The organism is Microbispora sitophila (genome assembly GCF_014892245.1).
Classification (GTDB): domain Bacteria; phylum Actinomycetota; class Actinomycetes; order Streptosporangiales; family Streptosporangiaceae; genus Microbispora; species Microbispora siamensis.
Genome location: NZ_JADBGC010000034.1, coordinates 78,008 through 90,928 on the forward strand (window position 1 = coordinate 78,008; position 12,921 = coordinate 90,928).

Here is a 12,921-nt window from a genome sequence, read left to right on the forward strand (position 1 = left end):
GCGTGCGGGTTCGTCTCCTCGGCGCGCTCGAGGTCCTCGACGACGACGGGGCTCCGGTCTCCGTCGCGGGCGCGCGCGTGCGCGCGCTCCTGGCCGTGCTGGCCCTGCGTCCCGGCCGCCTCGTCCCCGCCGACCGGCTCGTGGACGCGCTGTGGGAGGACGATCCACCGGCCAACGCCGCGAACGCGCTGCAGACGCTGGTGAAACGCCTGCGCGCGGCGCTCGGGCGGCCCGGTGCGGTGCTGTGGCGCGACGGCGGGTACGTGCTCGGTGTCGAGCCGGCGCAGGTCGACGCCCACGTGTTCACCGCACTGACCCTGCCGTACGCGACCGGGAAGGTGCCCGTCGAGACGGCGGGCCCCGAAGCCCCCGACGCGGAACTGGATGAGGCGCGCCCGGTGCTGGATGAGGCGTGCGCGGTGCTGGACGAGGCGCTGGCGTTGTGGCGCGGTCCCGCCCTGGCCGACCTGCGCGCGGTGCCCTACCTGGCGGCCGCGGCGGCCCGGCTGGAGGAGCGGCGGCTGGCCGTGGTCGAGGCCCGCGCCGCCGCGTATCTCGTGCTCGGCCGTGAGGTGGACCTGTCGGCCGAGGTGGCCGCCCATCCGCTGCGCGAGCGGCTGTCCGCCCTGGCGATGCGCGCGCTGGCGGGGTCGGGCAGGCAGGCGGCGGCGCTGGCCCTGTACGAGCGGGTCCGGCGGGCGCTCGCGGACGAACTCGGCGTCGATCCGGGTCCGGAGTTGCGGGCCGCCCATCTCGACGTGCTCCGCGGGCAGGTCCCTGCGGCGCCTCCCCGGCAATCGAGCGGCGCCGAGCACACCGCCAGTGGCAGGGGCAGCGTCGGCGGCGGTGTCGGCGGCACAGGACGACGCGCGGGGAGGGTGTGGGCGCCGCCGACGACGTTCGTGGGCCGCGAGGAGGAGGTCACGCACCTGTCGGCCCTGTTGCGCGACTCTCGGCTGGTCACGGTCGTCGGGCCGGGCGGGGCGGGCAAGACGCGCCTGGCGGTCGAGACCGCCCTGCGTGCCACAGGCAACAGCGCCGCCGCGAATCGGGTCGCCGGAGACAGCGCCGCCGGAGACAGTGCCCCCAGAGACAGTGCCGCCGGGGAGGGCGGCTCCGAAGCGGGCGGGTACGGCGAGGGCGCGTGGCTGGCCGAGCTGGCCCCCCTGACGGACCCCGCGGACGTCGTGCGGTCCGTGCTCGAAGCGCTGGGCGCCGGCGCCGAGCCGCGGGTGGGCGAGGACTGGCGGCGCGACCCGCAGGACCCGGCCGAACGCCTGGTCGCCTCCCTCGCCGGGCGCGAGCTGCTGCTCATCCTCGACAACTGCGAGCACGTGATCGACGACGCGGCGGGCCTGGCGGAGCTCGTGCTGCGCCGCTGCCCGGGAGTGCGCGTGCTGGCGACCAGCCGCGAGCCGCTCGGCGTGCCGGGGGAGACGCTCGCCCCGATCCCGCCCCTCGGCCTGCCTCCGGAGGGCGTCACCCCTGGCGAGGCGGGTGAGTATCCCGCCGTACGCCTCCTGGTGGACCGCGCCCGCGCGGTCAGCCCCGGCTTCGCTCTCGACGAGCACACGACCCCGCACGTCGTCACGATCTGCCGCCGCCTCGACGGGATGCCGCTGGCCATCGAGCTGGCCGCGGCGCGGATCAGGGCGCTCGGCCCGGAGCGGCTCGCGGCCCGCCTCGGCGACCGGTTCCGCCTGCTGACCGGCGGGAGCCGTACGGCCCTGCCGCGGCACCGGACGCTGAGCGCGGTGGTCGAGTGGAGCTGGGACCTGCTCACGCCCGAGGAGAGGACGCTGGCGGAGCGGCTCGCGGTGTTCGCCGGCGGCGCCGCGCTGGACGACGCGGAGCTGGTCTGCGGGGACGACGGACTCGACGTGGTGGCGGTGCTGCCGTCCCTGGTCGACAAGTCCCTGCTGGAGACGCCGGGCGACGGCCGGTTCCGGATGCTGGAGACGATCCGCGCGTACGCGCTGCGGCGGCTGACGGACAACGGTGAGCTCGACCGCTACCGGCGCCGGCACGCGGCGCACTTCCTGCGGCTCGCCGAGGAGGCCGAGCCACGCCTGCGCGGAGCCGGGCAACTGGAGTGGATGGCCAGGCTGACCGCCGAGCAGGACAACCTGAACGCCGCCCTGCGCTGGGCCGTCGACTCCCGGGAGGCGGAGACCGCGCTGCGCCTGTGCGGCACGCTGGGCTGGTATTGGTGGCTGCGCGGGCATCGCGGCCAGGCGGCCGTCTGGGCCGGGCAGGTGCTCGAACTCGTCCCCGAGGGCCCGCCCGCCGGGCTGGTGCGCGCCTACGCCGGGTGCCGGTTCGCGGTCACGGTCACCCGGCTCGGCACGCTCTGGATGGAGCCCGGCCGGCTGGAGGAGATCCGCCGGGAGCTCGGCGATCTCGTCGATGCGGCCCGGCGCGAGGGCCCGGTGCATCCGATGCTGCCGATCCTGCGCGCGGTCGTGACGGCGATGGCCGGACGCAGGGAGGAGGCGGCCGAGATGCTCGACGCGTACGCGGCCTCGGACGATCCCTGGCTGGCCGGCTCGGCGCTGATGATCAGGGGCGGGTCGCTCGGCCTGCCGGGCGACAGCGAACGCGACGTCGAGGAGGCCGTGCGCAGGTTCCGGACGCTGGGGGAGCGCTGGGGGCTCAGCGAGGCCCTGCTCACGCTGGCCACGCTCCGGGCCGGCCGGGGCGCGCCGACGGCGGACCTCATCGACGAGATCGCCGGGCTGACCGAAGGATGGGTCAGCGCGGACGACACGATCTCCACGCTGACCCGCCTGGCCGAGCTGCGCCTTCAGTCGGGCGACGCCGAGGGTGCGGCGGCGGACGTGGCGGCGGCCCGCTCCCACGTGTCCGCCGGAGTCTCGCCGTACGCGCTGGTGCAGGTGAGCGTGGGCGAGGCGAAGGTGGCGCGGAGCAGGGGAGACCTCGACGGCGCGGTGGCGGCGCACGAAGAGGCCCTGACCGTGCTGGAGGCCCACCCCGCCATCCCGCAGCAACTCGGAACGGCGTACGCCGAATACGGCAGGGCGCTGCTGGCCAAGGGCGACCTCGACGGCGCGCTCGCGCGTCATCACGAGGCGCTGCGGGCCCTCGGCACCACCCCCGACCTGCCGGTCCTCGCGACCGTGCTGGCCGGGCTGGCCATGATCGCCCTGGCCGGGGGCGACGCGAAGCGTTCCGCGGTGCTCTTCGGCGCGGCCGACGCCGCCCACCCGGGCTGGAAGGCGGACGCCGAGGCCGCCGAGGCGCTGGAGTCGGCACGCGAGGCGGCGGGCCCGGACTTCCACGCCGCCTACGAGCGCGGCCGCACGGCGTCGCGCGAGGATCTGGGCCTGCCTGTCGCCGGAAGCAGCAGGTAGGACGGCGCGCTGATCGTGATCCGCGCGCTGTCGGGATGCCGGGCGTACTTGGGGAAGTCCGACCCCGCGACCTCCACCCGCACCCGGTGTCCCGCCCCGAAGACGTGGGCCAGGTTGCCGAGGAGGACGCGCACCCTTCCCGGCCGCGCAGTCGCCGCCCATGGTCGGGACGGGATCGCCGTGGTCGTACAGGAGGGAGGCGCGCAGCGTTGCCGTCGGCACGAGCGTGCGGGCCGCCTCTGCGTGCCGGCGCCCCCCAGGTGGTAGCGGACGGCGGCCTCGTCCTCCGGCGGCCAGCCGGCCATCGCCCGCCATTCGCAGGCGCCGGTGACGAACACCCGGACTTTCGCGTCGTCCTTCAGCGGGGTGCCGCGCATCCAGTGGCCGAACCAGTCGAGGTGGAGGCCGGTCCAGTCGACGGCCTCCCCGCTCGCGTGTTCGCCGTAGTCGTGCCCGGCCAGCGTCCGCTCGCGCAACGCGTGGGTCCAGTGGCCGACGACGAGGCGGGCCCTGCCGCGCAGGGCCCGGTAGGTGCGGATGGTGCTGTCGCGGAAGTAGTCGTACCACCCGCTGGACAGCAGTGCCGGCACCTCGATCTTGTCGTAGCGCGCCTCCAGGTCGGCGTCCCGCCACAGCTCGTCGGACGGATCGGGATGCGCGAGCCAGTCGGCGTAGAAGGGGAAGAGGTCCGTGATCTCCGGCTGGTCCCCGACCGGAAGGCGCCGGAGCATCTCGCCGAGCCGGGCCGCCGGGGCGGCCGGAAGACCTTTTTCTCCCGGATCGAGCCGGGCGCGGCGTGCCAGTTGCAGGGGCGCGATGACGGTCGCCAGGACCGGCAGGACGACGCCCAGCCTGAGGACGCCGCCGGCGTACACCACGTCGTGCAGCCCGGCGGGGGAGACGGAGGGCGCGATGGCCCGCGGCCCATCCGGCCGCTCGCTCACGGCGAGAAGCTGGGCGATCCCGAGGTAGGAGTCGCCGAACCTGCCGGCCTGCCCGTCGCACCACGCCTGGCGCGCGGCCCAGGTCACCGTGTCGTGCCCGTCGGCGGCCTCCCCGGTGAGGAACCGCAGGTCGCCCTCCGACTCGCCGGTGCCGCGCACGTCCTGCACCATCACCGCGTAGCCCGCCGACAGCAGCCGGGTGACGTCGAGCCGCAGGCCCGGGCCGTAAGGTCCCCTGCCGTACGGGGTCCGGGCCAGCAGGACGGGATGCCGCCCGCGAGGCTCGGGAAGCCAGACGGTCGCGGCGAGCCGTACGCCGTCACGCATGGGTGTCCACACGTCCCGGCCGGACGGAAGACCCGCGGCCCAGTCGGGCGCGGGGAGAGCCAGGGGGGCGATTCATCAGGGCGTTCACCGGATCCTCCGGGTGTAGGCGCGTACGGCGAGCGGGACGAAACACGCGGTGACGGCGGCGGCCCAGACCAGCGTGATCAAGACGTGGTCCCCCACGGGAGCGCCGGTGAGCAGGGCGCGGACGGCGTCGGCCAGGTGCGAGACCGGGTTGACCGACGACCACCAGCGCAGCACGCCCGGCAGGTTGTCCGGCGGGATGAACGCGCTGCTGCCGAACGTCAGCGGCAGCAGGACGGCGGTCGCCGTGCCCTGCATCGAGGCGACCGACTTGGCCTTCAGCCCGAGCCAGGCCGACACCCAGCTCAGCGCCAGCGTGAACAGCAGCAGGAGAGCCAGGCCGGCCAGCGCGCCCAGGGGCGAGGCCGTGATCCGGAACCCGGCCGCGATCCCGGCGAGCAGGGCCACCAGGATGGTCACCGCCGTCGTCAGGGCGTCCGCGGTCACCCGCCCGACGAGCGGGGCGGAGCGGGCGATCGGCATGCTCCGGAACCGGTCGAACACGCCGTTCAGGATGTCCTCGGCGAGGTTCATGCCCGTGGTGTTCGTCGAGATGAGGGCCACCTGCGTGAGCACGCCGGGCATCAGGTAGCGCGCGGCGTGCTCGGGGTCGCCGGACATGGCCCCGAACATCAGGACGAAGACCACGACCATGAAGATCGGCTGAAGCAGGAACTGGACGAGCCGGCCGGGCTCGTTCCTCAGCGGCACCAGGCTCCGCCAGGCGAGGGTCATACCCTGCGCGAGCGTGCCCCGGCGCCCGCTCGCCGATGGGATCGCGGTCATCGTGCCCTCCTCGAGGTCGTGGTGTCGGTGAGGGTGAGGAACGCCTCGTCGAGCGTGGGCCTGCGGACCGCGTGCTCGGAGAGGGGGACACCGGCCTCCTCCAGCCGCCGGAACATGGCCGGGCTCACCGCCGACTCCAGCAGCGGCACGCTGAGCAGCCCGTTCTCCCCGCGGTGCGGAGTCAGCCCGGTGACCTCGGCGAGGATCAGTTCCGCCTTCTCCGTGTCGTGCTCGGGCCGTATCTCCAGCCGCCGGTCGCCCGCCCTGGCCTTCAGCTCGCGTGGCGTGCCCCTCGCCGCCACGAGGCCGTGGTCGATGAGCACGATCTCGTCGGCGAGCTGGTCGGCCTCCTCCAGGTACTGCGTCGTGAGCAGCACGGTCGCCCCGCCCGCCACCTGCTCGCGCACGATCCGCCACAGGTCCGCCCTGGCGCGCGGGTCGAGCCCGGTCGTCGGCTCGTCCATGAAGACGATCGACGGCCGGCCGACCAGGCTGACGGCCAGGTCGAGCCGCCGCCGCATGCCGCCCGAGTAGGACCCCGCCGCCCGGTCGGCGGCGTCCTCCAGTCCGAACTCCGCGAGCAGCGCCGCCGCCCTGCCCCGGGCCTCGGCCCGGCCCATGCCGAGCAGCCGCCCGATCATCACCAGGTTCTGCCGCCCGGTCAGCTTCTCGTCCACCGACGCGTACTGGCCGGTCAGCCCGATCAGCTTCCGCACCTCGGCCGGCGCCTTCACCACGTCGTGCCCGCCGACCGCCGCCCGGCCGCCGTCGGGGGAGACGAGCGTGGCGAGGATGCGGACCGCGGTGGTCTTGCCCGCGCCGTTGGGACCGAGCACGCCGAGCACCGAGCCCGGCGGCGCGGCGAGGTCGATCCCGGCCAGCGCGGCCTTGTCGCCGTATCTCTTCACGAGGCCGTGGGCCTCAATCGCGTACGTCATGCTCCGACGGTCGCCGCCCGTGCTGGCACGAAGCTGGCACGAAGCTGGCACGGGCCGGCAGGGTCGCCGAACGCCGATGGGGGTGAAACTTGCAAGAAAGCAAGGCATCATGGATATCCGCAGGTGGCGCCGCTGGAACGTGCCCGCCTGCGACATGAGCCGCGCATAATCCGGGCTTAAGACTGCGCTCCTTGTCCGCCCGGCGGCGCCGCCACTACGCTCCCGCGACATTCCTTTCCCTCCTCCGCGTCCCGTCGCGGAGGCTCGTCCTTGTTCGGAGCCCACCATGGGAGCGATCACGCGTGGCGCCTTCACCGTCGTGGTCCTGAGCGCCGTGCTGTCCTCGCTGTTCGTCGCCTGGTACGGCCCGGCCCGCGCCACCGATGCCGGCACGGCGGCCGTCAGCCAGGCGCAGGCCAGGTCACGCGTCGTGGTGCCCAGGGCAGCCGCCGCACCGGCCCGGGCCGCGATCGCTCCCGCACAGGCAGCCGCTCCCGTACAGGCCGCACCGGCACGAGCAGTCGCTCCCGCGCGGGCCGTGTCGGCGCAGGCCGCCGCTCCCGTGCCCGAGGTGACGGTCACCGTGACCGTCACGCCGTCGCCGTCCCCCTCACCGGGCCGCATCAGGGTCGGGTACGTCCCGCAGCGCGGCGCGTACGGCGCCACGTCCACCGTGCGCGACCTCGACACGAGCGGCCTGGCGGGCAGGCTGACCCACGTCCTCTACGCCTTCGCGAACATCGACCCCGGCTCGCTGACCTGTCTCACCGGGGTCACCCGGCCGCTCGCGCCCGACCCGAACGACCCCGACCAGGGCGACGGCGCGGGCGACGCCTGGGCCGACTACCAGCGCGGTTTCACGGCGGCCGAGTCGCTGGACGGCGTGGCCGACCCTCCGGACGCCCCGCTCGCCGGCAACTTCAACCAGCTGAAGAAGCTCAAGGCCCGCCACCCCGGCCTGAAGGCGCTGATCTCGATCGGCGGCTGGACCTACTCCAAGTACTTCTCCGATGTGGCGCGGACCGCCGCCACCCGGCAGAGGTTCGTGAAGTCGTGTCTCGACGCGTACATCAGGGGCGACCTGCCGGGCGCCGAGGGCAGGGGTGGTCCGGGCAGCGCGGCGGGCGTCTTCGACGGCATCGACGTCGACTGGGAGTGGCCCGGCGGCGAGGGGCACCTGGGCAACCACACCGGCGTCGACGACAGGCGGAACCTGACGGCCCTGCTGGCCGAGTTCCGCGCGCAACTCGACGCGCTCGGCGCGGCCACCGGCCGCCGCTACCTGCTCACGGTCTACATCCCCGCCGACGACGATCGCATGGATGCCGGGTTCGACCTGGAGAAGCTGGTCGGCCTCGTCGACTTCGTCAACGTGCAGCGCGACGGCCGGCACGCCGTCCGCGAGGGCGCGATCCTGCGCTGAGCCGGCCACACCCTGCCCCTCAACCGTGCCCGTGCCCGCCTCAAACGTGCCTGCCTCAACGTGCTCGCACTTGACCGTGGCCGCCTCAACCGTGCCCGGCTTAACGGACGAGCAGCCGGCCCTTAACGCGCGCATAACCCGGTTCCGCGCGTCTACCAGCGCTGACAAGGTTCGTTAGGAACGCTGTCGAATTGGGTCTTGTGAACCAGCGACCGCGAAGCTACGATCCGTACAACTCTTAGGAAACTTTCCTAAAAGAACGACCGGGAGCCGACAATGGCCCTTCCTCACCCCTAGCGTCTTCCTCTCGCGTCCCGTCACCAGACGCCCTTGAGTGCCGTACGGCCGGTGCTGTTCCGATCGGCCGCCTCCGTCAGGCGCCGGCCGTACGGATTCCCATGACCTCCCCGTTCACCCCCCCACAGAGGTTGTGTCTATGCAAACCAGGTACGTCTGGCGTGCGCTCGCCGCGATTGCCGCACTCGCGCTCGCTCTCGTCGCGGTGCCCGCCGAGGCCGCCACGGTCAAGGCCGTCTTCTCCGCCGACTCCGACTGGGGCTCCGGCTACCAGGGCCGGTACACCCTCACCAACACCGGCACCGCCGCGACCTCCGGCTGGACGGTCGAGTTCGACCTCCCCGCGGGCTCGACGGTCGGGTCCTACTGGGACGCGCTGATGACGCGTTCCGGCGACCACTACACCTTCAAGAACCGTGAGTACAACGGCGGCCTGGCTGCCGGAGCCTCCACGACGTTCGGCTGGGTGAACAGCGGCCCCGGCAAGCCGGCGAACTGCCGCCTGAACGGCGGCTCGTGCGACGGTGTCACGACCTCGCCGTCCCCCTCACCGAGCGCGTCCCCCAGCACGTCTCCGAGCCCGCCGCCGCCCGCGCCCGGGGCCCTGCGCACCGCGCCGTACGTGGACATGGGCGCCTGGCCGACGCCGAGCCTGAGCGCGATGGCCTCGGCCTCCGGCCTGAAGAGCTTCACCCTCGCGTTCGTCACCGCGTCGGGCTGTAAGGCGATGTGGTTCAACGCGTACGACCCACGGCAGAAGTGGGCGAAGGACCAGATCGACGCGATCCGGGCCGGCGGCGGGGACGTCAAGGTGTCCTTCGGCGGCGCGACCGGCATCGAGCTCGCCCAGGCGTGCACGGACGTGAACGCGCTGGTCGCCGAATATGACGCCGTCGTCACCGCCTACGGCCTGAAGTACATCGACCTCGACATCGAGGGATCGGCGGCGGCCGAGCCCGCGTCCATCGCTCGCCGGTCGCAGGCGCTCGCCCGGCTGCAGCAGGCCCACCCCGACCTGAAGATCTCCCTCACGCTGCCCGTGCTGCCGAACGGCCTGACCGCCGACGGCCTCAACGTGGTCCGGTCCGCGCGCGACGCCGGGGTCAGGCTCGACGCCGTCAACGTCATGGCCATGGACTACTACCAGTCCGTCGACTACGGCGACGCGGCGGTCCAGGCGGCCAACAGCACCTTCACGCAGCTCAAGAGCCTGTATCCCAGCCTGTCCGACGCCCAGGTGTGGCGGATGGTCGGGGTCACGCCGATGCTGGGCCAAAACGACGACGGCCGGATCTACAACCAGGACGACGCCCGCCAGCTCGTCGCCTTCGCCAAGGACAAGCACCTCGGCCTGCTGGCCTTCTGGGAGACGACCCGCGACCGCAACGCCTGCACCGGGGCGCTCTACTCCTGCACCAACATCCCCCAGTCGCCCTACGAGTTCTCCAAGATCTTCGCTTCGTACACGGGATGAGGCACATGAAGAAGCTCATCGGCCTGGGCGCGGCGGCGTCCCTCGCCTTCGCCGGGCTGCTCACGGCGACGTTCACCGGCCCGGCCCATGCCGCCAACATCGCGGCGAATCCGGGGTTCGAGTCGGGCCTGTCGGGGTGGACGTGCGCGTCCTCTGCGCAGGTGGTGTCGAGTCCGGTGCACGGCGGGTCGAAGGCGTTGTCGGCGACTCCGGCCGGCGGTGACTACGCCCGGTGCCAGCAGACGATCAGCGTCAAGCCGTCCACGACCTATGCGCTGTCGGCGTGGGTGCAGGGCAACTACGTGTTCCTCGGGGCGACCGGCACGGGGGTGAACGCCCAGACGTGGGGGTCGCCGGGGGCGTCGTGGTCGCAGTTGTCCACGTCGTTCACCACGGGGTCGTCCACGACGAGCGTGACGATCTACGTCAACGGCTGGTACGGCCAGGGCGCCTACTACGCCGACGACGTCGTCCTCGATGGCCCGGGCACCTCGCCCTCTCCTTCACCTTCTCCGTCGGCGTCACCTTCGGCGAGCCCGAGCCCGTCGCCATCACCGTCACCGTCGACCTCGCCGAGCCCGCCGCCACCAAGCGGGAAGCGGCTGATGGCCGGCTACCTGCACGCCTCGTTCGCCAACGGCTCCGGCTACGTCCGGATGGCCGACGTCCCCGACGCGTGGGACATCATCGACCTGGCCTTCGGCGAGCCGACCTCGCCCACCTCGGGTGACATCCGGTTCACCCGCTGTCCGGTGACGGAATGCCCGAACGTCGAGAGCGACGCCGACTTCGTCGCGGCCATCCGCGCCAAGCAGGCGGCCGGCAAGAAGGTGCTGATCTCGATCGGCGGCCAGAACGGGGTCGTCCAGCTCACCACCACCGCCGCCCGCGACAAGTTCGTCCAGTCCGTCGCCGCGATCATCGACAGGTACGGCCTGGACGGCCTCGACATCGACTTCGAGGGCCACTCGCTGTCGCTGAACCCCGGCGACACCGACTTCCGCAACCCGACCACCCCGGTGGTCGTGAACCTCATCTCCGCGATCAAGACGCTCAAGGCCAGGTATGGCGCGAAGTTCACGCTCACCATGGCCCCCGAGACGTTCTTCGTCCAGCTCGGCTACCAGTTCTACGGCTCGGGCCAGAACGGCACGGCCGACGCCCGCTCCGGGGCGTACCTGCCCGTGATCCACGCGCTGCGTGACGACCTCACGCTGCTGCACGTCCAGGACTACAACTCCGGGCCGATCATGGGCCTCGACAACCAGTACCACACGATGGGCGTGGCCGACTTCCACGTCGCCATGACCGACATGCTGCTCACCGGCTTCCCCGTGGCCGGTGGCGCGACCTTCCCGCCGCTGCGTCCCGAGCAGGTCGCGATCGGCCTGCCGGCCGCGCCGTACGCCGGCAACGGCTACACGAGCACGGCCGAGGTGCAGAGCGCCTTCGGCTGCCTGGCGAAGGGGACGGGCTGCGGTTCCTACCGGCCGCACGGCGTCTTCCCCGGCCTGCGCGGCCTCATGGCCTGGTCCGTCAACTGGGACAAGTACACGGGCTCCGAATTCTCCCGCTCCCACAGGGCGTATCTCGACGCCCTGAAGTGATCCCCCCACCCACCCCCCACCTTTGCGAGGAAGAATGCAGCTTCGCTTCGGTACGGGCCGGCGCGCCAGGGCGGCCCTGGCCCTGCTCGCCTCCCTCCTCCTGGCCGTCGCCGGACTGGTCGCGGGAACGACCGCGTCCGCCTCGGCGGCCCCGAACAGCGTGGTCATGCTGGCCTACCCGGCATGGGCCCCGAACACCTGGTACGCCATCGGCGCCCGGGTGACCTACAACGGCGTCGACTACGAGTGCATCCAGGCGCACACGTCCCTGACGGGCTGGGAGCCGCCGAACGTCCCGGCCCTCTGGAAGCAGGTCAGCGGCGGGGGCAACCCGTCCCCGAGCCCGTCGCCTACGCCTCCGTCCGGCGCGCCGGGCAAGCCCGGCAACCCGGCCGTCACCGGCACCACGAACTCGTCGATCTCGCTGTCGTGGTCCGCGTCGAGCGGCGCGGTGACCGGCTACCGCGTCTACGAGGGCACCTCGGTCAAGGCGACCGTCAGCGGCACCAGCGCCACGGTTTCCGGCCTCGGCACCTGCACCACCCACACGTACACGGTCAAGGCGTACAACTCGAACGGCGAGTCCGCGGCGAGCGGTTCGGTGACGGGCACCACCACGGGCTGCACCAGCGGCGGCGGCAAGCTGCCCGGTGCGCCGTACCTGTACGAGGGCTGGGGCAACCCGCCGAACCCGGCCACGGTCATGAACGCCACCGGGGTCAAGCAGTTCACGATGGCCTTCATGCTCTCCGGCGGCGGCTGCACCCCGGCGTGGGACGGCTCCCGCCCGCTGTCCGGCAGCGTCGACGCCACCGCGATCTCGCAGATCAAGGCCGCGGGCGGCAACGTCCAGATCTCATTCGGCGGCTGGCAGGGCAACAAGCTCGGCCCGAACTGCTCCAGCTCGTCCGCCTTCGCCTCGGCCGTCCAGCAGGTCATCAACGCCTACAACCCGGCCGCGGTCGACTTCGACATCGAGAACACCGACGAGTTCGAGAACGAGGCCGTCCAGGATCGCATCCTCGGCGGGCTCAAGATCATCAAGCAGAACAACCCGAACGTCAAGGTCGTCGTCACCTTCGGCACCAGCACGACCGGCCCGACCTACTACGGCACCCGGCTGATCAACCAGTCGAAGGCGCTGGGCGTGAATATCGACAACTACACGATCATGCCGTTCGACTTCGGCGGCGGCGCCAACATGTACCAGAACACCGTCAACGCGGCCGAGGGCCTGAAGAACGCGCTGAAGGCGGCCTGGGGCTGGACCGACGCCCAGGCGTACGCCCACATGGGCATCTCGGGCATGAACGGCCTGTCCGACCAGCAGGAGCTCACCTCCGTGGCCACCTGGACCCAGATCCGCGACTGGGCCAACTCGCATGGCCTGGGCCGGCTCGCCTTCTGGGCGGTCAACCGCGACCGTGGCTGCCCGGGCGGCGGCGTGGTGTCGAACTGCAGCGGCATCGCGCAGAACGACTGGGACTTCACCAGGATCACCGCGGGCTTCTGACCCGCCTTATACCGACGGTGAGGGATCCGGGCACGGCCCGCCGGACCGGATCCCTTCGCCGCCGCGCGCGGTGTGAGCGCGCCTATCCGAGTCGGGCGTCCATGAGCAGGCGGCCGGTCCGGCGGGGACGACCCCCCTACCCGCCGCGCCGGTCGCC

At 72.7% G+C, this 12,921-nt stretch carries 8 protein-coding genes; 5 read left to right on the plus strand and 3 right to left on the minus strand.

The window, feature by feature from the left end; translation table 11 throughout:
* Positions 1–2: 2 nt before the first annotated feature.
* Positions 3–3,371: an AfsR/SARP family transcriptional regulator gene (locus tag IL992_RS40715; RefSeq protein WP_193208627.1), complete on the plus strand. Its 3,369-nt coding sequence runs from the start codon at positions 3–5 to the stop codon at positions 3,369–3,371.
* Here the strand turns inward: IL992_RS40715 and IL992_RS40720 are convergent.
* From IL992_RS40720 to IL992_RS40730, 3 genes are all read right to left on the minus strand, one after another.
* Positions 3,305–4,642 carry a CocE/NonD family hydrolase gene (locus IL992_RS40720; protein WP_193208628.1) on the minus strand — a complete coding sequence of 446 codons (1,338 nt, stop codon included), beginning with the start codon at positions 4,640–4,642 and terminating at the stop codon, positions 3,305–3,307. The two genes, IL992_RS40715 and IL992_RS40720, sit on opposite strands and share 67 nt — an antisense overlap.
* A gap of 84 nt (positions 4,643–4,726) precedes the next feature.
* Positions 4,727–5,512: an ABC transporter permease gene (locus tag IL992_RS40725; RefSeq protein WP_193208629.1), complete on the minus strand. Its 786-nt coding sequence runs from the start codon at positions 5,510–5,512 to the stop codon at positions 4,727–4,729.
* The gene (locus IL992_RS40730; protein WP_193208630.1) at positions 5,509–6,450 is read right to left on the minus strand and encodes an ATP-binding cassette domain-containing protein; all 942 of its coding nucleotides are present in this window, start codon (positions 6,448–6,450) and stop codon (positions 5,509–5,511) included. The genes IL992_RS40725 and IL992_RS40730 overlap by 4 nt, the downstream gene beginning before the upstream one ends.
* A 286-nt stretch (positions 6,451–6,736) precedes the next feature.
* On the opposite strand from IL992_RS40730, the gene IL992_RS40735 reads away from it, so the two are divergent.
* The 4 genes from IL992_RS40735 to IL992_RS40750 all read left to right on the plus strand — a co-directional run bounded on the left by IL992_RS40735 (position 6,737) and on the right by IL992_RS40750 (position 12,764).
* On the plus strand, positions 6,737–7,873 hold the full coding sequence (locus tag IL992_RS40735; protein ID WP_193208631.1) for a glycoside hydrolase family 18 protein: 1,137 nt from the start codon (positions 6,737–6,739) through the stop codon (positions 7,871–7,873).
* A gap of 436 nt (positions 7,874–8,309) precedes the next feature.
* The gene (locus IL992_RS40740; RefSeq protein WP_193208632.1) at positions 8,310–9,644 is read left to right on the plus strand and encodes a cellulose binding domain-containing protein; all 1,335 of its coding nucleotides are present in this window, start codon (positions 8,310–8,312) and stop codon (positions 9,642–9,644) included.
* Between the two features lie 5 nt (positions 9,645–9,649).
* Complete coding sequence (locus IL992_RS40745) at positions 9,650–11,251, plus strand: chitinase (protein ID WP_193208633.1); 1,602 nt, start codon at positions 9,650–9,652, stop codon at positions 11,249–11,251.
* A gap of 34 nt (positions 11,252–11,285) precedes the next feature.
* Positions 11,286–12,764 (plus strand): carbohydrate-binding protein, encoded by a 1,479-nt coding sequence (locus IL992_RS40750; protein ID WP_193208634.1) that lies wholly within the window; start codon positions 11,286–11,288, stop codon positions 12,762–12,764.
* The last annotated feature ends 157 nt before the right edge of the window (positions 12,765–12,921 follow it).

What these genes read in the sequence shown, in the direction of transcription:
- IL992_RS40735 (WP_193208631.1), top strand. Translation starts at nt 6,737, where the DNA reads ATGGGAGCGATCACGCGTGGCGCCTTCACCGTCGTGGTCCTGAGCGCC.
- IL992_RS40725 (WP_193208629.1), bottom strand. Translation starts at nt 5,512, where the DNA reads ATGACCGCGATCCCATCGGCGAGCGGGCGCCGGGGCACGCTCGCGCAG.
- IL992_RS40750 (WP_193208634.1), top strand. Translation starts at nt 11,286, where the DNA reads ATGCAGCTTCGCTTCGGTACGGGCCGGCGCGCCAGGGCGGCCCTGGCC.
- IL992_RS40720 (WP_193208628.1), bottom strand. Translation starts at nt 4,642, where the DNA reads ATGCGTGACGGCGTACGGCTCGCCGCGACCGTCTGGCTTCCCGAGCCT.
- IL992_RS40740 (WP_193208632.1), top strand. Translation starts at nt 8,310, where the DNA reads ATGCAAACCAGGTACGTCTGGCGTGCGCTCGCCGCGATTGCCGCACTC.
- IL992_RS40730 (WP_193208630.1), bottom strand. Translation starts at nt 6,450, where the DNA reads ATGACGTACGCGATTGAGGCCCACGGCCTCGTGAAGAGATACGGCGAC.
- IL992_RS40745 (WP_193208633.1), top strand. Translation starts at nt 9,650, where the DNA reads ATGAAGAAGCTCATCGGCCTGGGCGCGGCGGCGTCCCTCGCCTTCGCC.